The sequence below is a fragment of the Oceanobacillus manasiensis genome (assembly GCF_000724085.1).
In the GTDB taxonomy this organism is placed as follows: Bacteria; Bacillota; Bacilli; order Bacillales; family Amphibacillaceae; genus Oceanobacillus_B; species Oceanobacillus_B manasiensis.
Window position 1 is genome coordinate 788670 of the sequence record NZ_CCDL010000001.1, and the last position, 25369, is coordinate 814038.

Consider the following 25369-nt stretch of genomic DNA (forward strand, 5'->3'; position numbering starts at 1 on the left):
GAATTTTAAAACAGCTGTCCGGAGTGGGCAGCTGTTTTTAAGTAAAATTATTGAAGTTCACTAATTAGTGTGGAAGCAGCTTTTAGAGCACGGTGGTCGTTTACTATGGATCCAGGCTTCCGGGCTTCACCAATGACATAGCCTCCTACTTCTGTGCCATAAAATTGGCAGATATACGTCAATTGTTGTATAAGGGGTAATCCTTTAACTGTCGGCTGATCCCCACCAACTAGGACAAAGTATGCTTTCTTTTTACCAAGTTGTTCTCGAAAATGGCCATAATTAGAATCTCTCATAACCTGAGACCAACGATCAATAAAAACCTTTAATGGGCCAGCCATTCCATACCAGTAAATAGGGGTAGCGAAAACCAGGATGTCATGTTCGAGCATTTGATCAACCAGGTGCAACTGGTCATCGTGTATCTCAGGGAAGCCCTCAGGTGAATGGCGAAAATCTGTTATAGGCTGAATGTCATAATCCCTTAAGTAGATATGGGTAGCCTTATCCTTTGGTAACGCCTGATAGGCTAGGTATTCCGTATTTCCGTTTTCTCTTGTTGAACCGTGAAACACAGCGATTTTCATTCTATACCCTCCTTTTTAACAGCTTTGCTGCGTGCAATTCTACCATAACAGTGGTTGGAGGATAAGAGCCATGGGTTGAAGTATATAGTAGCGGTCTGTTTAAGTTTATTCAGCAAAAATACATTTAGAAGTAAAGTTCATTTATATTGGGGGTTATTATTCAAATGAAATATTCTAAAAAACAAAATATAAAACGGTTAAGTATTATTTTAGCCATTTTCTTCTTATCTATTATTATAATAACATGGTCATTCCCCTATGCGAGTCTTAGCTTCGAAAAAGCCTATACACTAAAAAAGGATCCTTTGGTGGTCGAACAGTATGTCGAGATGCTGGATGAATGGAAGAGAATGCTAGATGAAAATGAAGAGCAAACAAAAACGTATGTTACAGCATTAGAAGTCTTTGAAATGTTTGAACAATCAATAGTTGGAGATAAAGCGCAATGGAGAGTGACAAAAGATACTTTGGAAGACTTACTTTTTCATGTAGTTTCATACAGGGATATGCTCTTAACGCTTGTTTTCAGCGAATCTTACGATGAGGAGACGAAAATGTATTTAAAAGAGGCGGTGGATGCTGCTTTAGCTTTGGAGGACGACATTGTTTCTATCCAACAAAGCAAAGATCTTACAAGAAAGGACTTAGGTATTCGCTTAGGAAATCTGCATGGTGAGATAGGGAAGAACCTAGATCGTTTCATGACTTTTTACCGTGCCCAAACTGGCAGTATGTTCCCAATATAAGTAACTTAATTGTAATGAAGCATTCTAAGTGGGGAAGGTTGGGAATCATCCACCAAATGAAGGTTCACTTTATCAGCAGGCTTACAAATAAAAACGAGAGCGGGAGCCGCTCTCGTAATATAGTATTATGCTTTAAGCCATTTCCAGATCTCTCCCGGAGTGGCATTTTTTCCGTACATCAAGATACCAACTTTAAATATTTTTCCTGCTAGTTTCATAAATGCCCAAACACTTATCACAAGGATTGCTAACGAGATACCAATCTCAATCCAAGGCCATTGTTCCAGTGAAGTTAACCGAAGCAATAGGACGGCAGGTGATGTGAATGGAATATACGTACCAATTTGTGCCATTAGGCCATTCGGATCACTTAATACAGGTCCGATAAAGACAAATGGTAAAAATGGTAGCATCATAACAAAGCCTTGGAAATTCCCTGCAGTCGTAACATCTGCCATTGTAGCTCCGACCCCTACAAATATGGAAGCAAACAAAAGGTAGCCTAAAATGGCGATGAATACGTATAGCGCAAGCTCTGGAACAAGTAAGTACTCCAAAAGTGGCTGATCAAATCGCCACATAAGTACAGGTAATAATAACACCGTTGATACAAGTGTTTGAATAAGACCAAGGGCAAAATAGCCAATAATTTTTCCTTGCATTAATTCCGATGGCGTTAAAGAAGAAAGGATGATTTCTGCAATCTTATCCTTTTTCTCCTGAGAGGCACTTTGGAAAATCGCCATTCCTGTAAAGACAACAGATAATAGCACAAATCCACCAAAGATTCCAGGTACTAAGGTTTGGAGTGGGTTTTCTTCCATACTTCCCATGCCTTCTTCACCGGACTCTGCAGCCTCATTGATACTGCCGGCCTCCACAAATTGGACACCTTGGGAGATCCCAGCAAGCTGCTCCTCAGTAAGCCCAAGTTCCTCCATTTGCTTCGCTTGTACAGGTCCTGTTAAAACTTGAACCTCGCTCATAAAGAAAGAATCTATATCGTCAGAAGTGTATACGGCTAACGAACCATTTTCTAGACCTTCCTCATCAACAAAGACATAGGCCGTTTCTTCACTGTCTTCTAGTTCTTCTTGCGCCTCTGCTTCTGTTAAATCTGTTTGCATGAGCTCCCAATTGATACCCGTCTGTTCTATCGTACTTACCATGTCATCATAAACACCAAGTTCATCGTTCACAAACACTACAGTCGATTCGGACGATTCTTCATCAGAGTCATCAAAAAAACTACCTATTACCATAAATCCAATAATAATGAGAGGGGTTAATAATAGACCGATAAGATAGGATTTATTTTTCATGTTACGCTTAATTTCCCATTTGGCGACTTTCATCGTATTACGCATATACTTCACCTGCCTTCTTTTCCTGTAAGAGGTTTTTATCTGATGCTATATCGATAAAGATTTCATGCAAGGACACTCTGTTTATCTTTAATTCAAGTATTTGTAGATCTTCTGGTAGCTGTTTAAGCCATTGATTTGGATTAACCTCTTTATCCAAATAGAGGATGGTACTTCCTTCATTTACTTCAATTCGCTGAACCTGTGGTAATAACTCTAATTGTTTAGGATCATTATTCCCATGGATGGTGCATTTGAAGTTAGCATACTCCGTCTTCACATCATCCATTGTTCCATAAATCACTTTTTTACCGCGATGAATCATGAACAAACGATCTGCCATTTCCTCAACAAGGTTCATTTGGTGTGAAGAAAGAAGAATAGCTGTTCCATTCTTCGCTAAATTGCGAATTTCGTCTTTAAACAACTCTTGGCTTACAGGATCTAGTCCAGAAAACGGTTCATCTAGAATAAGTAACTCCGGCTCGTGGAGGATGGATGCAATAAACTGTACTTTTTGCCCCATTCCTTTAGATAGTTCCTCTACAGAAACTTTATCTTTCCCTTCTAGATCAAATTTCTTTAAGTATTCAAGTGCTCTTGTACGCGCCTTATCTAGTGGATAATCTTTGAGCTCAGCTAAATATAGAAGAATATCCATCACTTTCACATTTTTATATAGACCTCGTTCCTCGGGAAGGTAACCAATTCTATGTCTAGGAATCTCCTTCCCGTTAGTGCTTTGGAAATGGATATTTCCTTGATCAGGATACATGATACCCATAATATTACGGATGGTTGTTGATTTACCGGCACCGTTAGGGCCTAAGATTGCCATGATTTCCCCTTTGTGTACGTCAAAAGAGATGTTGGAAATTACTTGTTTATCTTTAAATGCCTTTCCAAGGTTTGAAACAGAGAGCATTTTTTCCATTTTCCTCTTCCTTTCTTTTTCTATTTATTTAGTAATAGGGTGAGGGTAGCTTCCAGATCCAAAGTTTGTTGGTTAACGATAGATAGTTGATGTTCGTCTAGGTATGTTTCTGTAGCCTCTGGTTTGTTAGTAATAAACTGCTTTCCTTCCCTGGAAACTTCTCCAGGAAAAGGTTCAGAAGGCAACGCATCCCTCATCCAGTACTGCCAATACATATGTTGCATTGTTTCTTTTTCATAAGTGCCCTTCCAATTCCCATCTTGTAATACGCATAAGTAGTCAGCAAGTTTCGTTATATCGTCAACTTGATGTGTACTCATGACTATCGCACGTTCTCCAGACTCCATCCATTCTGTAAGAAACTGCATTAGTTTTTGCTTCGAGGAGATATCCATAAAAGCTGTTGGTTCATCAAGAAGTAAGATGGACGTGTTTCTGGAAATGGTTAAGGCAAGTGATAGCTTTCGTTGCATACCTTGGGAAAGTTTAGCGAACCGCTTGTTTAATGGGATGGAAAAGGCTTGTATGAGTTGATTGAATAGCTCATCGTCCCATGCTGGGTATAAGGGTGCAATGAAATCCCTTAACGCTTTGCCTGTAAAAGCATCCCAACCAATCATTGTCTGTGGCTGGTAGGCGATGTGCGTTTTCCACTCTTCCTCAGGATCGTTTACCAACGTGTTTGCTATTTTTATATTTCCGGTATCAGCTTTTGCGAGATTCATCATTAATTTCAGTAACGTGCTTTTTCCGGAACCATTATTCCCAACTAAAGCTGTAATGGTTCCTGCCTCGACTGTTAGATCGAGGGGCCCGAGTGTAAATTCATCCACTTGCTTTTGTATTTGTCGTATTTCTGCAAGAGTCTTCATTTATTTGCATCTCCTTTATGACTGCGAGATTCTAATACTTCCTCAAAGATCTCCTTAATTTGCTCTACGGTATACTCGTAACTAATTGCGACATCTAGAGCATTTTCAAAAGCTTGGTATACAGAGGTGATCTTAACCTGCTGTTTCTTCTCCTTAGCTATTTCGGCAACGAAGGTTCCCTTACCTTGTTCTGTTTGAATAAAGCCTTGGTACTCTAAATTCTGGTAGGCACGACGTATTGTAATAACACTCGTTTCTAAATCCTTTGCCAAAAGTCTAATAGAAGGGAGGGGAGAGCCTGTCTGTAGATAACCACCTGCAATGAGTGCTTTTATCTGATTCTCGATTTGATGATAGATCGGTTCACGAGAAGTTTTTGAAAGCCGTATTGGTAACTCCATTGGTGACATCCTTCCTCTATAGGTAATCCAGTTTCGTTATTCGCTTTTGCATGTAGGAGTGTAAGTATCTTGTTGCCACTAAGGTAAGTAGCAGTGTGATGCAAAGAGACACAAGAGGCCACTTTTCTGCAGCTTCAATACTCCAATAAACAGGGCCTTCGCCTGTTAGAAAGTGAACGCTAGTAAGTACAGTAAACGCGACAATAAGCATGAGTATACCAACAAAAATACTACCGATAGTCGTCCTTGAAAGCTTACTTGAATCTCCAGCATCTCCTGTCACAAAGTAGCTCCCTAGAACTAATCCAATTAAGAGCCATAACAAACTAAATGCAAGATAATTGGCTAATCCCAGAGTGTCACCGATTGGAGAGAAGAGATAAAAAGCAATCAAGAAATACAATTGCAGTGGTGCTGAATAAAAAAACTGGATTATAAATCTACTCTTTACCAATACAGATCGCTTCACTGGAAGTGCTAACTGCATAATTAGGATTGGTGATGCTAGTAGATCCGCATTAACTTGAATCTGAAATTCTTTTGGTTTGCACCAAAGTCCACCAATAGAGAATAAAATCAAGTAGATGAAATCATAACCGACATAGCCGTTATCTAAATAAGAAGAAAGGGTTGTAATAAGAAAGAAGCTTACGAGTATAGTAATTACAAACCCAAAAACAATATTGAGTTTCGATGCACGTAACTCCAATGCTGCAGTTTGATAAGCTTGCTTCCATTCTGACATAATCTAAACTCCTTTACTGTTATACTGTGTATGTTTATATATACAGTATATGTTACTATCCAATGAGAAGTCAAGAAAGTTTTTGAACTTAGTTGACTTACACATAACACCACACTAATCCGTTAGCTTGATATTGTATGGTTAGATAAAAAAGACTGATCTGGTTGATGAGAGCATAAGTGTGCGTTTCTACCTTCTGAAAAACAGTGTTGACACAGGTTTGTCATAACTTTGTGTCTCAATTGTGAAATGGTGAGCAATAACCTTTTTTTCTTGGAAAAAGATGCTAAGATATAAGTGTAAGAAGGAAACACACACACAATATGTTGTGAAACACTGAGCAATCATTATTTTATAAAAATAAACGAAAAAGGAGTCGGTAAAAATGATTAACAACTTTATTAGAAAAAACAGTATTGCAGCAGCTATCTTAACATTATTGAGGGTGTATCTTGGGTATCAGTGGCTAACGGGTGGCTGGGGTAAGATAACAGGTGGAGGATTTGATGCAACTGGCTTTATACAAGGAGCTATTGCCAGTGCAGGGGGAGATCATCCTGCCGTGCAAGGGTGGTGGGCAACATTTTTAGAGACAGTCGCGCTTCCAAACGCAGGTTTGTTCAGCTTTATGGTTATGTGGGGAGAGGTTCTTGTAGGTGCAGCATTGATCTTAGGCATCTTCACAAACTTTGCAGCATTAATGGGTATCACCATGAACTTTGCCTTTCTATTTAGTGGAACAGTAAGCACCAATGCACAAATGGTCTTACTAACCGTATTCATCTTAGTAGCAGGGTATAATGCTGGCAGATTTGGCCTGGATAGATGGGTCAAACCTTTCTTGAAAAACCATACACCACGCAAAAATAAAAAAGAGAAAAAACAACTAGTCGTTGCATAATAAAATCACAGTAGGGACAAACGAACAGGTGAAATTAGAAGAAAAACCCGGGCTAATATACCCGGGTTTTGTCCTTGGTGGATGTCTTCTTGAAAAAATAATTAATCAATTACCCCACATGCAATTCGGTCACCAGCATCACCAGAGGGTTGTGATTCATAATCATCTGCACCTTCATGGATAACTAAAGCTGTTCCGTCATCTTGATATACCGAATGGTCCTGCCCTTTTTCAAGCGTAACCATATCGGCTGTAACTTCTGTATCTACTGTTCCATCCTCTGTTACTTCAATGTTTGGTAAATCACCAGCGTGGGGACCCTCTGAATCTTCCGTACCGTGATTATTGCCATGAGGATTGAAGTGCCCGCCTGCCGATTCAAAAGTAGGGGCATCGCATGCTCCAGTTTCATGAATATGGAAGCCGTGTTCACCAGGGGAAAGCCCGTCTCCTTTCAGGTGGATGTTTACAGAATTATTTTCTTGTGTGAGCGTTGCTGTTGCTACGACAACCCCATCTGCATCTTTCAGGGAAACCAATACTTCGTCTTCGGCTGTTGCATTATCGACCTCTTCTGAGTCATTGTTTTCCGTTTCACCAGAGTTCTCTTCGTCGTTACTGCCTTGGTCCTGGCTATCTTCATTCCCGTTGCATGCTGCTAATAAAAGTACCAATACAGCTATTAAAAACAGTATGATTCTTTTCTTCACTCATCATGGCTCCCTTCTCACGTATGTTACCAACATTTTTCACCGTTTGCGTAACATTTAAACGTAGAATTAAACTTTTCTCTTTTACATTTCTCTTAACGAGTTTCGACCCTAAAATGAGTCTCTCGTATTCTTCCTTTTGCCCAGCAACTCCTGTATAATATATTTCGAGTATCGAAGAAAGGGCGATCATGATGGGTACAAAAAGTGCGGCCAACGCACAGTCTGGTACAGAAAAAATCTGGACGAAGGACTTTTTTCTAATATGCCTAGCAAACTTTTTTATATTTCTTGGCTTTCAAATGACTTTACCGACACTTCCTCTGTTTGTTAACGAGCTTGGTGGAAGTGATCAGTTAATCGGCATTATTGTAGGTATTTTTACTTTTTCTGCTTTGTTGTTCCGCCCTTATGCGGGTCATGCGCTTGAGTCTAAGGGGAGACGATTTGTTTACATGACAGGACTTGCTATTTTCGTTATTTCGGTTGGTTCTTTCTCTATTATTACAAGTATTGCAGTGTTGCTGCTTATGCGCGTGGTTCAGGGAGTAGGATGGGGTTTTTCTACTACTGCGACAGGTACTATTGCCACGGATTTAATTCCTGAAAAGCGTCGTGGTGAGGGGATGGGATATTTTGGACTATCCGGAAACATAGCTTTAGCATTTGGTCCTGCATTAGGTTTACAACTGGCAGGGATCATTTCCTTTACACAGTTGTTTCTTATTTGTTCTGGATTGGGGCTTGTTGCCTTTTTACTATCAGCAAAAATTAAATATAAAAAGGTAGAAGAAGCGCCTGCCAAATCTACTACGGTGAAATTTGATATATTTGAAAAGACTGCGTTAGAGCCAGCGGTTTTGCTATTCTTTATCACGGTGACCTTTGGAGGTATTGCTTCCTTCCTACCATTATACGCTGAGGAGAAGGGAATTAGTGGAATAGGTACGTACTTCCTCGTGTTTGCTATATTCCTCATGCTGTCACGGACTTTCGCGGGTAAAATTTACGATAAACGAGGCCATATTTATGTGTTTTTACCTGGGACAATATTAATTTTTATTGCCATGCTTTTGCTGTCCTGGCTGCCTGGAACCTCGGCGCTGCTTATCGCGGCAGGTTTATATGGACTTGGTTTTGGTAGTGTGCAGCCAGCACTACAGGCATGGGCAGTAAATAAGGCTCCAGATAACCGAAAAGGAATGGCGAATGCTACGTTTTTCTCCTTTTTTGATTTAGGTGTCGGCCTTGGTGCAATTGTATTTGGGCAGCTTGCTTTTCAATTTGGATATGCGATTATTTATTTAACCGCAGCGGCTTCTGTATTACTTTCTATTATTCTATATATCTACTTACTGTTAAAGGCACGAGCGCGTTATGTTGAAAATTAATGGTTACTAGGGAGGCTGGGGCATAACGAGCCTTTATGAAACACGAACAATAAAATAAAAAGGACTGCTTCTTGACCGCTTCGGAAATACTACGCTTTCCGTGGGCACGGCCTCAGTCTCCTCAGAAGCAAAGATCGCTTCTTGTGGGGCCTTCGGACTCGTGCTGTTCCCACTGGAGTCTCCGCATTTCCTTCGCTAAAGTGTGTTTAATAAAAAGATTAGGGGATATCCGCAAGTGTCCGAACTTTTAATACATTATTTCGTTTGAGCGTCCGGTTTTTTCTTGTTTAACTTTCTTATGTCCTATTCTAAAAAAATAGTGGGTAAGGTCTTCCGTCGATAATCTTACCCACTAATCTTAGTATGTTTTTTATGATTAATACATAAGAATTTCTCCAGCAGTTTTCCCCTCTAAACCTGCTTAGGCAGTACAATTCGTTTGTACATTTGCACTGTAATGAAATAGTAAATACCATAGATTACGAAAAACAGTGTGAGTGGGATCCATATTTTTGTATAGGGTTCGATAATAATAAAGGAAAACATCTGCATACCTATTACTACATGGACAATTCCAACGATAGCTGGGAATAGGAATAATAAGAAGAGCTCGCGATAGATCGATTTTACGAGTAGTGTTTTTCTAACCCCAATTTTCCGTAGCATGCTGTAACGATCCACGTCAGCTCCAGCGCTCGATAGTAGTTTAAACATGAGAACACTTGCCATCATCATGAGAAAAGCAATTCCAAGAAAGATACCCATAAAAATAGTTCCACTGGCAAATCCTTTAAGCGCTACGTAATTACTGTATTTACCCCCTAGTTGTTCAACTTGATTACCAGTATACTTTTCAGCAAGTGTTTTTTGGCTTGCATTCAATAGTTCCAATTGTGTTAGATGGGCTGTGAAATCATCTACCTGTGCTAATATTACTTGATGCTCTTCTCCGTTTACCTCTTGATAGTTGGATGCCCCATAGACAAAGAGGCTTCTGTTTCCAAACATGGTGCCTGCCCCTAATTCTGTACTAATTGCTGTCCACCAGTTTCCTGGCAATTCAGGCATACCCTCTCCACCATATAATGTATACTCCTCCTCAGACAATGTTGCATTAGGAGTAGTAGGTGAAAAACCTTCAGATCCTTCTTCAAATGTCATGACCTCGGGCGGGTCTGATTCAAGGTCTGTCTTTAAGAAATAGACTCCCTCACTAGTAACTTTATAACGATATTCTTGCTGCTTTGTCACTTCCATGCTTGCCAACATCTCTTTTTCCGAATTGTTTGGTTCATATAGAATTACATCATTGGCATGAAACATAGAGGACTGAATCCCGATATTGTGGTAAAAGGATGTTCCAGCGGTCATTGCTCCTAATCCCAGTGCAATGAGCATAGCAACCGTACCAAGCACCATCATTAAGTTCAGCATGCGAAAACGTAGCTGTCCTAATGTAAAGGAGTTAATGCCTTTTTCATTTAAATTCCGATTCTGCTTCAGCTTTTTAACCAAGTATGGCAGTAAGGAGATGAAAATAAGGTAGGTCCCCGGTATGATGGTCACGGTTGCGAGTATGATACCGAACTCCATCAATTCTGCAATATTCACCATTGCATAGTAACCTACGGCGATAAGAATAACAGACAATACGACACCCAAGAAGGTACGTAACCCGCTTGTTTTCACCTGATCCTGTTGCTGACCTGAATGTAATAAATCCAAAACACTTTTTCTACCAATTCTCCAGGCATTTACAATGGAAGTAAGGAAGAATAAAGCGATATAGAATAGAATTGTTGTAACAAGTGATGAAGGGTATAGTGGCTGAAAGCCTCCACCTTGAAAATCAAGTTGCCACATGAGTAGCTCGGCTATTCCATATGACAGGCCAACTCCTACCACAATTCCAATAATGAGGGCAGTTAAGCCAACAAAAAAGGTTTCCATAAACATCAATTGGGTTATCTTGTGTTTCTTTGCACCTAATGTCATATACATGCCTAACTCCTTTTGCCTTAAAGAAAGGAGAAAAGATGTAGCATAGAAAATGTAGAAAACGGTTATAATCCCAAGAATAAATGTACCAACATGAAAGACAAAGATGATGGAACTGATAAGGGAGTTCGCTTCAAGAAATGCCTTGTTTTGCGCAAGGGTTTCAAACATATAAAAAATGGCAATGGAAATGGTCAGCCCAAACAGTAAAACCATGTAGTCTTTTGCTAACTTTCGCATACTTGATAATGATAGTTTTAGTAGCATAGTCATTTCCTCCCTTTAGCCCAAATCTGGGGAGGCAAATTGTGCAAGCACGTCGAGAATGTCCTGATGAAATTCGCCTCTTGTTCCATTTCTGTGGATTTCTTTGTATAGCTTCCCGTCTTGTATAAAGAGGATTCGTTCGCAATAACTTGCGCTTAATGGATCATGTGTTACAAGCATAATGGAAGTTGTATGGTTCTCATTTAAGTGCACCATTGTTTCCATCAGACTCCGGGCATTTTTAGAATCAAGTGCTCCAGTTGGTTCATCAGCTAGAATTAACGCAGGTTCATGTACCAGTGCTCTAGCTGCCGCCACACGCTGTTTTTGACCACCAGAGATAGTGACGGGATATTTATTCAAAATTGACTCAATTCCCAGCTTTGCGACGACACTCTCTACAGCTGGTTTGATTTTACGTACGGAAACACCTTGTAAGGAGAGAGGCAAGGCAATATTTTCGTATACTGTTAAATTCTCCAACAAGTTAAAGTCTTGAAAAATAAAGCCAAGCTGACTTGAGCGAAAGTCGGCCAACTGCCCTTGTTTCATCGTAGTGATGTCTGTTCCGGCAATTTTGACAGAACCGTTTGTGGCAGTATCCAGTGTTGATATGACATTAAGTAGTGTCGTTTTCCCAGCCCCAGACGGCCCCATCACGCCAACAAATTCTCCCTCAGTCATTGCAAAAGAAACACCGTTTAAAGCATGGAATTGTTTCTCACTTTTTTTCCCGTAAATTTTATTTAATTGATGTACATCAAGTACGGATTGATTCATTTCACTTACCTCCATTAATCTTTATACATTTCATTGTAAGGTTAATGGAAGTGTGGTGGTATGTATCTATCTTTCATGTATCTTACAGTTTTGTAAGGAAGGCTAGAGTAAAAAAGACAACGTAGAAGGTATAGTTTATGCGATGTCATCCTATCCTTAAAGAAAGGGAATAGTTTAAAAACAAGTGGAACTCGTTTACAATGGAGAGAAGAAGAACGTTGGAAGGTAGGTTGCTAGTATTTTGAAAAGTTTCAGCGATATTAACATCCAAAAGCTTTTTCCGGCCATTATATACAAACGTGGACTGGAATATTATAAACAAGGAAAAGTAATGGATCTCTTGTACGATCTTAACTACAAAGTTTGGACTGCTACTGTGAAAGGGTCTGAAGACTATTTTGTAGAGATAAATATGAGCCAATTTGCAGACGGGTCAATTGATACATATTGTGATTGCCCAGCTTTTGATACATTCGGATCCTGTAAACATGTGGCAGCTACCTTGATCAGTATTTCTCAAAAAGAAACGGACAGTCCGCCAGATATTCCGCAATATGACTACCAAACAACAAATCATTTTATACAAGCACTGACGAGTATGCCCCAGACAACAGCAACACACGACATACTTCCGGAAAAAAAGGAGATGCTTGTCCAATATTTTTGTAAATGGACCTTAGAAAATAGCCTGCAATTAGAGTTGAAAGCGGGGGAAAAACGTACTTATGTTGTGAAAGATGCGGATCAGTTTATAAATAATGTCCTGACTGGAAAGGAACATTATTTTACAAAGACGTTTACTTACAGCCCTGATCAACATTTCTTCCCTCAAGAGGACTTAGCAATCTTTGAGACTTTGCGAGAGATTATAAATAATGAGGAAATGTATTCTGAACAGAGCCAGTTTATATCACTCCGTCATAGTAATAAAGATGTTCGATATATAACGATTCCACCACTCGCCTCGAAAGCTTTGCTTGAAGAGCTAGTTAATCGCGATTTTACGGTGGATACAGGAAGGGAAAGTTATCACCCTGTTGAGATAGCCCGAGGCAAGTTACCATTTGAGTTTTCTTTGTCAAAAAACGAACGTAATGAATTAATTTTAAATATGCCTGAATTGCAAGGTGGGACATACTTTCGCCGATACCACATCTTGTTTTCGGATGGCGTATTTTATTTCCCATCTAAGGAACAAATTCCCGTCGTAGAGCAGGTAAGCCAATTTGGATTATCTGATTTACAATTACCTATAACGAAGCAGCAGGCGGATACTTTCTTATCTGAAGTATTACCTTCCTTGAAAAAAGTCGGAGAGGTGGAAATCTCTGAAAAGGTAACAGAAGAAATCATTCAAGTCCCATTAAGGGCGAAGATGTATTTGGAAGTGAACGACAACTGGATTGTGGGTAAATTAGAATATCATTACGGGGACCACTATATCGACCCATTTGGTGGCCGAGAAGAGCATGATATCATTATTATTCGGGATGTGGAGAAAGAGCAGCAGATCATGCAGCTTATTGAATATGCCAACTTTAAATATAATGGTAAAGAGCTTTATATTGAGGCGGAAGCAGAAGAAGATATTTATGAGTTTTTATACTATATCTTGCCGTTGCTTGATGAGCAATTGGAATTGTTCCTGACATCAGAAATCCGTAGCTTTATTATGGATAGTGAGCCGATGCCGAATACAAGCGTAAGGCTTGAGTCCTCTTCAAATCTTTTGGAAATAGGATTTGATATAGAAGGAGTCAAGGATGACGAGGTTTCAAGTATTCTACAAGCAGTGATTGAAAAGAAACGTTATTACCGGTTAGAAAGTGGTGCGCTACTCTCCTTAGAGGGGGAAGAATTTAGCTCCATGAAGCAATTCTTTCAAGACATGGATGTAGATAAACGGGATTTGAATAATGGCAATTTACAAGTACCTGTTTACAGAGGCACTCAAGTAGATGCATTAATTGAAACAAATAAAAACTATGATCCTTCCTTTAGAAAATTACTACATCAGCTTAAGTCACCAGAGGAGCAGGTTTACCCATTGCCAGAAGAACTTCAAGCAAATCTGAGGAACTACCAGCAAACAGGGTTTCAATGGTTTAAATCACTTAGTCATTACCACCTTGGTGGGATTTTGGCCGATGATATGGGCTTGGGTAAAACGTTACAAAGTATTGCTTATATTGCCTCAGAGCCTAGCGATGTACCACATCTAATCGTCGCACCTTCCTCTGTCGTTTACAATTGGAAAAATGAATGTGAAAAATTCATGCCAAACTTATCTGTAGCTGTGTTAACCGGAACTCCAGCAGAGAGAAGACAACGATTGGAAGAGGACAAAGAGAAGAATGTTTGGATTACCTCTTATGCAACATTGCGGCAGGATATCGAGTATTATAGACATCTAAGTTTCCAAACACTAATTCTTGATGAAGCACAATATATTAAAAATTATGTAACCAAGACTTCACAAGCGATTCGTGAAATCAAAGCGAGCAGAAGGTTTGCGTTAAGCGGGACACCAATTGAAAACTCGATTGATGAGTTGTGGGCTATTTTTCAAGTGGTGTTACCAGGACTTATGCCTAAGCAGCGTGAATTTAAACAGCTTTCTAATGATAAAATAGCCCTTATTACAAGGCCGTTTATCTTACGTAGGTTAAAGAAAGATGTATTAAAGGAATTGCCTGATAAAATAGAGTCCGTACACGTTTCAGAGCTCACTAAGGAACAAAAGGACCTCTATATCGGTTACCATAGACAATTACAAATCGAAGCGGCACAGTCTATGAAGGAAAATGGATTCCAGCAAAACAGAATGAAAATCCTTGCTGGCCTAACGCGTTTACGGCAAATATGCTGTCATCCGTCCTTGTTTATTGAGAACTATGAAGGGCAGTCAGGAAAGCTTGAACAACTTATGGATACCGTTCGAAACGCAATTGGAAATGGAAAGCGCATGCTGATATTCTCTCAATTTACCAGTATGCATGAGATTATTATTCAGCAATTAGAAAAAGAAAACCTGGATTACTTTTATTTAAACGGGCAGACCCCTTCGCAGGAACGTGTGAAAATGAGTGAAAGCTTTAATGATGGTGAGAAAAGTATATTCCTCATTTCCTTAAAAGCAGGAGGCACGGGTCTTAACCTGACAGGAGCTGACACGGTTATTTTGTATGACTTGTGGTGGAACCCTGCTGTGGAAGACCAAGCTACAGGTAGGGCACACCGGTTTGGGCAAAAAAATGTTGTACAGGTTATCCGTCTATTAGCAGAAGGCACAATTGAAGAAAAGATTTATGATCTTCAGCAAAAGAAGCGAGAATTAATTGATCAGGTGATTCAGCCTGGTGAAACAATGCTTTCTGGACTTAGTGAACAAGATGTCAGAGAACTATTGAACATATAGGAAGTATTTCCGAAGTCAAATGGTTTTTCGAATGAATTGGATTCGAGATCATTTGGCTTTTTTGATTTTAAATAAACAACGTATTATCCGGCGTTGTTGATTAAAACGTCTGATTAGATTGGCGAAAAGGGGGAATAGTTAAATAAAAAATGAAAGGATGTTGCCACTATGACTAAAAACTTTGTAGCATACTTTAAATCGGAGAACGATGCAGAAGCTGCTAAAGCTAAACTAGAAAAACTGCGAGTTTCTAATTTGTTGGTTGATGAAGTACCTGAAGGGGAGAAGCGTAAGGCTTTCATTCCGATCGTGGGCATGGGTACTCCTGGGACAATGAGTACAGGGGCAGGAGCAATGGGGATAATAAATACCTCAGAGGACAGCAGAGATGAACATGGGGAAGTCACCCATTTATTGGAAGGCAAGGTAGAGCAGGAAGACTACGATGAAGCAATTTCCCTACTATCAGAGAGTAAAGGTTATGAAAGTCAATAACGTAGTCTTTAATGCCTCTTAACAAAGTGCAAACAGTTTTCTAGGACGTCCCTTTTGGTATGGCTTCTCAGCTCCTGCTACCTTAATTATCTCTGCGGTTAATAACTTATTTATAGTCCGTTCTGCACTTCGCTTGGTAACGCTGTAATGGTTAGCCACATCATGTGAGGAAAATGGCTTATTATTTCGAAGCTTAATAAATTCAATAAAGTTATAAGATAGTTCATTGTTCAATTTTGCTTTATGAATCAAGGCTTGATATAAGAAAGATGGGTCAATTTGTTTTTTTACACCTACAGGTCCTATACTCACCTGGCTTTCGTTGACGATGTAGCATGCGCTTCCTTTCTCTTTAGCTGTCATCTCTAATGCAAGCATGGCATTCTGTTGGGCCTGAAGGTGTGTTAAGCCAAGTCCAAAGCCAATCTCAATTGGCTCCTGAAATTGTTCTTCAATCTGTCGAAGCAGTGGGAAATTCCCAAAATGATTATTCAAATAGCGTAACAGCTTTTTGGAACCAATTAACACCAAACCATGTTGATCTTTGTGTAAGGCAATGGCATCATGCTGTTTGGCAAATTTTTGCAGGATAACGTCTAAGCTTGATTGCATTCTGTAAAGAACCACCTCATTTAGTGCACCGGGCAAATGCTCAAGATGTTTAAATCGAAAGTATCCAATTACATGTTGTACAGTCGTATTATTGTGGAATGATATACGCTTTTCTACCTTGTCAAGATTATGTTTAAAGCAAAGGTCAGGTATAGTGATATGGCGTACCGGGATGTTTTCTTTTTGGAGGCATTTCGCGATTTCGCAGTATGCTGTTAGCACGTAATCAATTCTGCCCTCCTCCCAAAGTTTACGGTGATGTTCCAGGATGTTCTCAGCATTCCGAGCTGCTAATTCTTTCGCATAGAGAGGAAATAACTCTAGTTGCGCTTCTTTTATTGATGGTAGGACATGCTGAACCACTTCGTGGGTTGTTCCATCTAGTGAGATACGCTTTCTAGTTTGGTTTTCAGATAGGGCTTGAAGAAGTGCAGTAGTTAAAATGTATTCATCGCAATGAACTACAATAGTAGAAAGACGTCTCTTTTTTGTTTTATTCTCTACATAATGAAAGGCGATAGACTCGGTAAAAAGAAAGATATCACATAGAAAAGCTTGCTCTAGTAGGTCGGGGGTTTGATTTGCTTCTGTATAGATAAATGGGAGTAATTCGTAGTTGGTGGCTTCTTGTTTTAAATGTTGGATTCTGACGACTGTATTTGCTGGACCAAACACCGCTACTTTTGCTTTCATGTCGAACCCTCCTATTAAAAATTAGCTAGAGTAGTTTTTGAGTTGGATATCACGTAATCGATTACATGTTTTCCTATTTGAGCTATTGTGCGCTGTCCTTCTGCGTTAGATGGTAATTGATCACTAAGAACGGCAATATAAACTTTTTCTTTATTGGACTCTAGAAGGGCGACATCATGTTCTACACCACACAGTTCTCCAGTCTTATGGAAAATGGATACTGGCATACTAGGCTGTATATACTTAGCAAGCTTATTCGTTAGCTGTTGTTTGGCAAGTATATTTTTCATAAATTCTCTGCTTTTACTAGATATATATGAATTATGTCCCTCAGTTATTGCCTTCAATAAGGTGATCATATCTTTAGCCGTTGTATAGTTTTCTTGTCCGAGTCCCTGTGCTTCTGTATCCATAAATTTTCGTTGTATTACAGTGTCTTTAGCACCTAGTTTCTCTACGGTGTGGTTAACAGTATCTATTCCAACAGAATCAAGCAGTATATTGGCAGCAGTATTATCAGAAACGATGATCATAAGTTCAATTAAGTTCAAATAACTATATATATTGGAATTAGAAAGGTAGGAGATTATACCTGAACCTCCTACAACTTGTTCCTCTTCTATGTAAACGAGCTTCTCAGGATGTAACTTACCACTATCTATTTGGCGGCATACCTCAATTAAAATAGGAATCTTTGCAAGACTAGCGGCAGGACGTATTTTATCACCATTAATAGCCAAGCTTTCCCCCCTTGAAGTAAGCAAGATAGAGTATTGTGCCTGTGCTTCGTGTATTTCTCTTTGGATAGATGCTTTAAGCTTTTCTAGATTCATATAATCATTATCCTTTCCAAATTTATCCCGGAGCAACCATCCGTAAGACCCCTACTTCAAAACATGAAGGGAAACCGTAAGTCTTAGGGAGTAAACGGACGCTAACACCCCGGATTCGTTTAACTAACAATCAGTGGGGGAAGAACGAAACCCTCACTGATTGAAGTTTCACTTTATTGAATCAGGTAGAGAAGTGTACAACGATACTGTTAACGTTACCTATTAAACATACCCTTTATAAAAATATAAGGTATTTAAGGCCAACGTAAAATGATGAAAGCTGCGACAATAATCAATAAGTAGTTATATAGTATTGAATTTTCGAAAAATTGTCAAGAAAAGCTAAAAGGATTTATTTTGTCGTTTAGGGTGTCGATTTGTAGAAATAAAATCGTAGGAAGAAAAAGGCCGAAAGATTATCCGACCCATGAGACATAAGGAGTTGAATAACCATTCGGCCCTCCACAATAAACAGTTATGCAGTGTGTGAATCATAGCAGTTTTACTTCATTTGGTAATGTTCTTTAACCTGTTCCCTAAGCTGGCGTTTTAAGAATTTACCGACAGAAGTTTTGGGGATTTCGTTTAAAAATAAAATATCATCAGGTAACCAGTATTTGGCGAATTGTGGTTCTAAGAAAGCAAGTAATTTCTCCTTCGTACCTTCCTCTTTTATTCCATCCTTAAGTACCACACAAGCTACTGGTCTTTCCTGCCATTTTGGATCCGGAATCGCGATAACACTAGCTTCTAAAACATCAGAGTGACTCATAATAGCGTTTTCAATTTCAACTGAAGAAATCCATTCTCCACCACTTTTAATTAAGTCTTTCGTACGGTCAACTATTTTTATAGTTCCTTCTTTATCAACCGTGACGACATCCCCTGTGTGGAACCAGCCATCACGAAAGGCTTGTTCGCTGCGGTTATCCTTATAATATTCACTTGCTATCCAGTTTCCGCGTAAAAGCAATTCGCCCATTTCCTCGTCATTCCATGCAATATCTCCTGTTTTACCTATTACCTTCATTTCAAGACCTGGGACAAGAATACCTTGTCTTGATCGCTCTTTTATTTTCTCCTCCTGACTAAGCTCTTGCTGGTAGCTTTTTAAACGTGAAATGGTAGCGAGCGGTGTTGTCTCAGTAGCTCCATATGCATGATAGAAAGGAATATTATACTTCTCTTCAAAGGCACGAATTAATCCAAACGGCGCTGCAGACCCTCCACATAGTACTGCTCTTAAACTGGAAGTGTCATATTTTCCAGCCTCTAACTCTTGTAGGAGGGCGATCCAAATTGTTGGCACACCAGCTGAAATCGTCACCTGAAACTTCTCTATAAAAGTTGCTAATCTCTTTGGTGTGAAATGGGGGCCAGGCAGCACCTGTGTTGCTCCGAACCAGGTACAAGCGAATGGGGTCCCCCATGCATTAACATGAAATTGTGGTACAACAGGCATGGATACATCAGATTCAGATATTGCTGCTGAGTCTGCTAAACCTAGTGCTAAGCTGTGTAGCACAATCCCTCTGTGAGAATAAGTGACACCTTTTGGCTTGCCAGTTGTTGCTGATGTGTAGCACATGCCAGCAGGGTCATTCTCATCGATTTCTTTCGAGAAAGGAAATGTGGCATCGCCGGTACTGAGTAATTCTTCATAGGAGTACAATGGGTGTAGGGATGAATCAGGAAGTTCTTGTTTATCAGTCATTACAATAAAGGCTTCTACGGTAGTTAACTGATCTTTTATTCGTTCAATAAGTGGAAGGATATCTTCATCAATTAATAAGATTTTGTCCTCTGCATGATTAATGATGTAGATGATATGTTCTGGGGTGAGGCGGATATTAATAGTGTGCAGTACTGCATTCATACCAGGGGCAGCAAAGTAAATTTCTAAGTGACGGTGGTGGTTCCAGGCAAGTGTTCCAATTTTATCTCTTTTCTTAGCTCCAAGTTCTGTAAAGACGCTCATTAATCTTCTTACCCTTTCGCCAATCTCTCTGTAAGTTAACGAATGTAGCTTGTCATGTGTCTGGGAGTGCACCAGTTTGTTAGGAAAAAATTTCTCTGCATGCTCCATCATAGCTCCAACAGTCATCGGGACGTGCATCATTTCTCATCAACTCCTTAAAAGTGTTATAGTACTTCGTTAAATATATCATAATATTATAAAAATAATAATAATTATATAAAGAAAAGATATGTAGTGAGGTACAAATGTACTAATAATGTGAATTCTAGTTTTAAAATTTAATAGAAATTACTGGAAGGAAATAGGGGGCGTGAAAGGTGACAAACCTACTTAGAAAGCCAATCGTAAAGTAAGGAAAAAAGTCTCCGAGTTGGGAAGAGTTTGACAACTTTATAGATTCAAATGTAAAATATAATTCAATATAGAGTATAAGGGGGATTTTGTATGAAAAAGAAAAACTATCTATTTTCATTTGCTATGCTTTTAGTACTTGCCTTGTTCTTAGCAGCTTGTGGTGGAGATGATGAAGGCGGAAATGGCGATGGTGATTCCGCTGAAGGTGGAGAAACACCTGAGTTTTTACAAATGCTAACAGGTGGCTCAAGTGGTACATATTACCCACTTGGTGGCGAGATGGCCAAGATCATCTCAGACGAAACAGGTATGGAAACAGATGCGGTAACTTCAAACGCTTCTGCTGACAACATGGCTGCACTTCAAAATGGCGACTCTGAACTTGCTTTTACGCAAACAGATGTGGCTGCAAATGCAATTGAAGGTATTAATTCTTTTGACGGGAACCCTGTTGATAACGTTCAAGCAATCGGTTCCTTATATCCTGAGACGATTCAAATTGTAACAACTGCTGACTCTGGAATTGAGTCTGTTGAGGACCTTGCAGGTAAAACTGTTTCTGTAGGGGCACCTGGTTCAGGTACGTACGTAAATGCTGAACAAATTCTTGAGATTCATGGTATGACAATTGATGACATTGATGCACAGAACCTTGACTTTGGTGAATCCACTGGTGGAATTCAAGATGGTAACATCGATGCAGCATTTATTACATCAGGAACACCGACTGGTGCTGTAGAAGGACTTGCAGCTACTGTTGATGTTAGCATTGTTACAATTTCACAAGATAAAGTCGATGAACTTGTAGAAAAGTATCCATACTATGCTGCAGATACAGTTCCAGCTGACACATATAGTGGACAGTCTGAAGATGTTAACACCGTAGCAGTATTGGCAATGCTTGCAGTTTCAGATTCTCTATCTGAGGATGCTGTTTACGATATTACGAAAGCGATTTACGAGAATTCAGATGGAATGGCTCACGCTAAAGCTGAGTTTATTACAACGGATTCCGCACTAGATGGTATTGGGATTGATATTCATCCAGGTGCACAGAAATACTTTGATGAAGTAGGAGTAAGTGCAGAGTAAGGCATTTCATAAAGTTTACTTTATGACGAGTGGCCGACTGTGAGTCCTTTAGTCAGGAGTTGCTGTCGGTCGCTCCCTTTTTACGTTATATGGGATAAATTTTAGCTGATGTTTAGCTTGGAGTGCTCTAAGCTTTTCATAGCGATTTCAGGTGGCATGATGAAACGCAAAAAATTAAAAGTTTCAATTCTAATTATTTTTCTCACAATTATTTTTCTACTACTATTCGTTCCTTTCCGGACAGCACTTGTATTTTATAAGGAAAATACAGACAAGATTGAAGCCTTTCTTCCCATAAAGGAAAGGGACACCTTTCAAATCATTTTTACACACTCCATACACCTGACCGATGTTGTTGAAAAATACATTATTACGAATAACCATGATATCAAACAATATGAAATTGTTTACGAAGAGTTTGGAATTGGAATGCCATCCAATGCTCAAGAAGGGGAAACGTTTCGTTATGAGGACGGGAAGTACCATATAACGGAGCTTGATAACTTCTTTCCTTCTTTGAATGTGAGAAATGGTAAAACGGTTTCAGAAAACCGCCTTGTATGGGGAGAAAATGACGAACACCTCGTTTATTTTAACAAGTATTTTGAACCGGGAGCATGGTTTAAATTAAAGATTGAGAACCTCTCACTATGGCAATCTATGAAAGGAGTGAGAATCCATGAGTGATTCAACGAAAGAAAACCAAACAGAAGCAGCAAGACAAGAAGAATTGTTGCAAAAATATGACGCAGAATCAAACACTAGAAAACTAACTGGAGTAGCAGCAAAAGTTGTTTTCTTTGGGCTGCTTGCATTCTCCCTATTTCAGCTTTACACAGGGGCATTCGGGCAATATACGGCTTATATTCAGCGAACCGTTCACTTAGGCTTTGCACTAACGTTAATCTTTCTTCTGTTTCCAGCCAGTAAGAAAAAGGGAAATAAGAAGAAGGTTGCTTGGTATGATTATATACTCATTTTATTATCCATTATTGTTTGTGGGTACTGGCCAGTTTATTATGACACGTTAGTTCAGCAGATTGGTGGCATAGATCAGGTTCAAGTTATAATTGGTGGAATTGCTATACTCCTTGTGTTAGAGGCGACAAGAAGAGCTGTAGGACTCCCAATTACCATCATTGCAATTCTATTTCTTTCCTATGCGTTAATTGGTCCAAACATGCCAGGGGGACTGGCGCACCGTGGTCTATCACTTGAACAGTTAATTGGTTCGATGTTCTTTACAACAGAAGGTATACTAGGTACCCCGTTACAGGTATCCTCCACGTATATTTTCTTATTCCTATTATTTGGAGCCTTTCTAGTGCAGACAGGTGTAGGGAATTATTTTAACGACCTTGCCATTGCTTTAGCTGGAAGGCGTACAGGCGGACCTGCGAAGGTTGCCATCTTTTCCAGTGCGTTAAATGGTACGATTTCCGGGAGCTCTGTAGCAAATACTGTTACGACAGGTTCTTATACGATACCTATGATGAAAAAGCTTGGTTACCGACCAAATTTTGCGGGAGCAGTAGAAGCTGCATCTTCCACTGGTGGACAAATTATGCCGCCTATAATGGGAGCAGCTGCATTCTTGATGATAGAGTTTGCTGGTGTTGGCTATTGGGAAATTGCCAAGGCTGCAACGATTCCAGCCATTCTTTATTTCTCCGGAATTTGGATTATGACTCATTTGGAAGCAAAACGAGTGGGGTTACATGGGTTGCCTAAAGACCAGATTCCGAGTAAGAGATCTGTATTGAAAAAAATACATTTGCTCTTGCCGATTGTGGCAATTGTTCTTCTTTTGTTCCAAGGTTATAGTATAGAGCGAACAGCTCTGTTGGGAATTTTAATTACCGTTATTGTAAGTTTGTTTAGAGCAGATACTCGGATTACCCCGGCAAAATTTGTGCTTGCACTGACATCTGGTGCTAGAACAGCTCTAGGAGTGGCTGCAGCGACTGCGTGCGCAGGGATTATTGTTGGGGTCGTGACCAAAACAGGACTTGGTTTAAAGCTTGGAAACAGCCTTGTAGATGTCGCGGGTTCTATTGCAAGCTCAGCCAACACTCAATTGTTGTTGACACTTTTCTTTACGATGATCGCTTCAATCATTTTAGGAATGGGCTCACCAACGACAGCGAACTATATCATCACTTCCACGATTGCATTGCCTGCAATCTTGGCGTTGAATGATCAGCTCGAGGTAGCAATTCCTGTTTTAGCTGGTCATATGTTTGTATTCTATTTCGGCATCGTGGCTGATATCACCCCGCCGGTAGCACTTGCAGCCTTTGCTGCAACGGGTATATCTGGTGGGGAACCAATTAGAACAGGAGGAAATGCATCAAAGCTAGCAATAGGTGCATTTATTATTCCGTATATGTTCGTACTACAGCCACAGCTCTTAATGATTGACACTCATTTCTGGGAAATTATCTGGATATTGTTTACCGCAATTAGTGGAATGATTGCTATAGGGGCAGGTTTAATAGGCTTCTGGTACCGTAAATTGCATTGGACGCTACGAATTGTATCTGTAGCAATCGGGTTATTTCTTATCTATCCAGAAGGGAATACAGACCTATTCGGACTAGGTGCATTTATTGTCATGATTGTCTTACAGCTTGTTTGGAAAAAAGGAAATCAGTCAGGGGAAAAAGAGCAAGTTAGTGGTTGATCTATACCAAACAGTATTTAAATAGAAAAGGTGGCCGGTTGCATGTACCGGTCGCCTTTTTTGTGCTATCGTGTTCCTTTAACTTTACTGTTGCTGCGCAATTTATAGTAAAATAGATACGAAATGGGAAAGAAGACGGAAACAAATTGGGAAGAAGGAAGAAGGATGAAGAAACAGCATGATTTTACAAGTGGAAATATATTAAAACAGCTCATTTTTTTCTCGGGTCCTATCATGCTAACAAATCTTCTACAAACATCTTATCAGGTTGTAGACAGCTTATGGGTAGGGAATTTACTCGGAGCTAATGCGCTCGGGGCAGTCGCAGTATCCAGTACCATTGTATTTACGGTATTATCCTTTGTTATTGGGATGAATAACGCTGCGCTAACCATTTTATCTCAGCAAAAAGGTAAGAGTCATTCTACAGGCTTAAAAAAGTATCTCAATGCTTTTGTTGTGTTATTAACATTTCTATCAATGGGTTTGGGAATTGCAGGCTTTTTCCTGACAGATTGGTTACTTGCCATTTTGGGCACTCCCGAAGAAATGAAGGAATTGGCTGCAAGCTATCTACGAATTAATTTTCTTGGGATCCTGTTTTTATTTGGCTACAATTTTATCAGTACAGTATTGCGTTCTTTAGGGGATAGTAAAACGCCTCTATTGTTTGTCGTAACCGCAGTATGTCTGAATGTTGTTCTAGATCCATTATTTATTAGTGTTTTTAATTTTGGTGTTCAAGGGGCAGCATATGCAACCATTATATCTCAAGGGACTTCCTTTATTGTCGGGATGGCTTTCATTTTACACCGTAGGCTAGCGCCATTTACAATCCCTACATTTCCGAACTGGCAAGAAATAAAGCTTATTTTAAACTTGGGCATTCCTTCTGGGTTACAAATGGCGGTTATTTCTGCTGGGGTAGCAGCAATTATGAGTGTCGTAACAGGGTTTAGCTCAAATGTCGTAGCAGGGTTTAGTGCTGCACAAAGGCTCGATAGTCTTCTTATGCTACCTGCCCATGCGCTCGGTACGTCTGTTAGTAGTATGGCAGGGCAGAATATCGGCGCTGGCAACTGGGACAGAGTGAAACAAATTGCAAAGTACGGCGTTTTATATAATTTCACAGTGATGCTTATAGTAGGGTTCTTTGTATTTCTATTAGCTGATTTTGGTATTCATTTATTTATTAAAGACGAACAGTCAATTGCTTTTGGTACAAAGTATTTACAAATTATCGCCTTTTGTTATCCATTTCTTGGTATTAATTTTATTTTGAATGGTATCGTGCGTGCGGCAGGCGCAATGTATCAGGTACTAGTATTAAACATTTTATCCTTCTGGGTTTTACGCTATCCATTGACAGCCATCTTTTCAGGGCTGTTTGGAGACACTGGTATTGCAATTGGAATGGGAAGCAGTTTTCTAGTCAGTAGCCTAATTGCTTATTTATACTATCGGTTTGGTAAATGGCGGAAGAAGGAATTGTTTAAGAAAAAGCATGGAGGATAA

21 protein-coding genes are annotated in these 25369 nt (G+C 39.6%); 9 read left to right on the forward strand and 12 right to left on the reverse strand.

Translation table 11 applies throughout. The features are described from left to right. Positions 1-47: 47 nt before the first annotated feature. On the reverse strand, positions 48-587 hold the full coding sequence (locus BN985_RS04095; protein WP_042221266.1) for a flavodoxin family protein: 540 nt from the start codon (positions 585-587) through the stop codon (positions 48-50). Positions 588-751: 164 nt separating this feature from the next. Here BN985_RS04095 and BN985_RS04100 point away from each other — a divergent pair, with 164 nt between their 5' ends. After that, positions 752-1333: a hypothetical protein gene (locus tag BN985_RS04100; RefSeq protein WP_042221268.1), complete on the forward strand. Its 582-nt coding sequence runs from the start codon at positions 752-754 to the stop codon at positions 1331-1333. A 125-nt stretch (positions 1334-1458) separates the two neighbouring features. On the opposite strand, the gene BN985_RS04105 is transcribed toward BN985_RS04100, so the two are convergent. Genes BN985_RS04105 through BN985_RS04125 form a run of 5 tightly spaced genes read right to left on the reverse strand, consistent with a single transcriptional unit; the run spans position 1459 to position 5649 of the window. After that, positions 1459-2700 carry an ABC transporter permease gene (locus BN985_RS04105; protein WP_042221269.1) on the reverse strand — a complete coding sequence of 414 codons (1242 nt, stop codon included), beginning with the start codon at positions 2698-2700 and terminating at the stop codon, positions 1459-1461. Beyond that, complete coding sequence (locus tag BN985_RS04110; RefSeq protein WP_042221270.1) at positions 2693-3631, reverse strand: ABC transporter ATP-binding protein; 939 nt, start codon at positions 3629-3631, stop codon at positions 2693-2695. The genes BN985_RS04105 and BN985_RS04110 overlap by 8 nt, the downstream gene beginning before the upstream one ends. A 20-nt stretch (positions 3632-3651) precedes the next feature. Then, entirely contained in the window at positions 3652-4503 is an 852-nt protein-coding gene (locus BN985_RS04115) for an ATP-binding cassette domain-containing protein (protein ID WP_042221271.1), read from the reverse strand. Beyond that, positions 4500-4904 (reverse strand): GntR family transcriptional regulator, encoded by a 405-nt coding sequence (locus BN985_RS04120; protein WP_042221272.1) that lies wholly within the window; start codon positions 4902-4904, stop codon positions 4500-4502. The genes BN985_RS04115 and BN985_RS04120 overlap by 4 nt, the downstream gene beginning before the upstream one ends. A gap of 16 nt (positions 4905-4920) precedes the next feature. Next, the gene (locus tag BN985_RS04125) at positions 4921-5649 is read right to left on the reverse strand and encodes a hypothetical protein (protein ID WP_042221273.1); all 729 of its coding nucleotides are present in this window, start codon (positions 5647-5649) and stop codon (positions 4921-4923) included. Positions 5650-6034: 385 nt separating this feature from the next. Between BN985_RS04125 and BN985_RS04130 the strand changes: the two genes are divergently transcribed. Continuing rightward, a complete protein-coding gene (locus BN985_RS04130) occupies positions 6035-6550 on the forward strand; it encodes a DoxX family protein (RefSeq protein WP_042221275.1) in 516 nt (171 codons plus the stop codon). A gap of 101 nt (positions 6551-6651) precedes the next feature. Here the strand turns inward: BN985_RS04130 and BN985_RS04135 are convergent, their stop codons facing one another. Further along, positions 6652-7260, reverse strand: coding sequence for a superoxide dismutase family protein (locus tag BN985_RS04135; RefSeq protein ID WP_042221276.1), 609 nt, complete (start codon positions 7258-7260; stop codon positions 6652-6654). Between the two features lie 194 nt (positions 7261-7454). Between BN985_RS04135 and BN985_RS04140 the strand changes: the two genes are divergently transcribed. Beyond that, on the forward strand, positions 7455-8651 hold the full coding sequence (locus tag BN985_RS04140; RefSeq protein WP_042222904.1) for an MFS transporter: 1197 nt from the start codon (positions 7455-7457) through the stop codon (positions 8649-8651). Positions 8652-9062: 411 nt separating this feature from the next. On the opposite strand, the gene BN985_RS04145 is transcribed toward BN985_RS04140, so the two are convergent. Continuing rightward, the gene (locus tag BN985_RS04145) at positions 9063-10916 is read right to left on the reverse strand and encodes an ABC transporter permease (RefSeq protein WP_042221278.1); all 1854 of its coding nucleotides are present in this window, start codon (positions 10914-10916) and stop codon (positions 9063-9065) included. A gap of 15 nt (positions 10917-10931) precedes the next feature. Continuing rightward, entirely contained in the window at positions 10932-11696 is a 765-nt protein-coding gene (locus tag BN985_RS04150) for an ABC transporter ATP-binding protein (RefSeq protein WP_042221279.1), read from the reverse strand. A gap of 241 nt (positions 11697-11937) precedes the next feature. Here BN985_RS04150 and BN985_RS04155 point away from each other — a divergent pair, with 241 nt between their 5' ends. Next, complete coding sequence (locus tag BN985_RS04155; RefSeq protein WP_042221280.1) at positions 11938-15114, forward strand: DEAD/DEAH box helicase; 3177 nt, start codon at positions 11938-11940, stop codon at positions 15112-15114. Between the two features lie 168 nt (positions 15115-15282). Further along, a complete protein-coding gene (locus tag BN985_RS04160; protein ID WP_042221281.1) occupies positions 15283-15609 on the forward strand; it encodes a hypothetical protein in 327 nt (108 codons plus the stop codon). Between the two features lie 18 nt (positions 15610-15627). Here BN985_RS04160 and BN985_RS04165 read toward each other — a convergent pair whose 3' ends face one another. The 3 genes from BN985_RS04165 to BN985_RS04175 form a co-directional block, all read right to left on the reverse strand. Then, complete coding sequence (locus BN985_RS04165; protein ID WP_042221282.1) at positions 15628-16914, reverse strand: hypothetical protein; 1287 nt, start codon at positions 16912-16914, stop codon at positions 15628-15630. A gap of 14 nt (positions 16915-16928) precedes the next feature. Beyond that, positions 16929-17747, reverse strand: coding sequence for a serine hydrolase (locus tag BN985_RS04170; RefSeq protein ID WP_156960071.1), 819 nt, complete (start codon positions 17745-17747; stop codon positions 16929-16931). A 502-nt stretch (positions 17748-18249) separates the two neighbouring features. Then, on the reverse strand, positions 18250-19866 hold the full coding sequence (locus BN985_RS04175) for a long-chain fatty acid--CoA ligase (protein ID WP_042221284.1): 1617 nt from the start codon (positions 19864-19866) through the stop codon (positions 18250-18252). A gap of 303 nt (positions 19867-20169) precedes the next feature. Here BN985_RS04175 and BN985_RS04180 point away from each other — a divergent pair, with 303 nt between their 5' ends. The 4 genes from BN985_RS04180 to BN985_RS04195 all read left to right on the forward strand — a co-directional run bounded on the left by BN985_RS04180 (position 20170) and on the right by BN985_RS04195 (position 25369). Next, entirely contained in the window at positions 20170-21171 is a 1002-nt protein-coding gene (locus BN985_RS04180; RefSeq protein WP_042221285.1) for a TAXI family TRAP transporter solute-binding subunit, read from the forward strand. A 159-nt stretch (positions 21172-21330) separates the two neighbouring features. Continuing rightward, the gene (locus BN985_RS04185; RefSeq protein ID WP_052360603.1) at positions 21331-21858 is read left to right on the forward strand and encodes a DUF1850 domain-containing protein; all 528 of its coding nucleotides are present in this window, start codon (positions 21331-21333) and stop codon (positions 21856-21858) included. Then, the gene (locus tag BN985_RS04190) at positions 21851-23854 is read left to right on the forward strand and encodes a TRAP transporter permease (RefSeq protein WP_042221288.1); all 2004 of its coding nucleotides are present in this window, start codon (positions 21851-21853) and stop codon (positions 23852-23854) included. Before BN985_RS04185 ends, BN985_RS04190 begins: the two co-directional genes overlap by 8 nt. Before the next feature lie 165 nt (positions 23855-24019). Continuing rightward, positions 24020-25369 (forward strand): MATE family efflux transporter, encoded by a 1350-nt coding sequence (locus BN985_RS04195; protein WP_042221289.1) that lies wholly within the window; start codon positions 24020-24022, stop codon positions 25367-25369.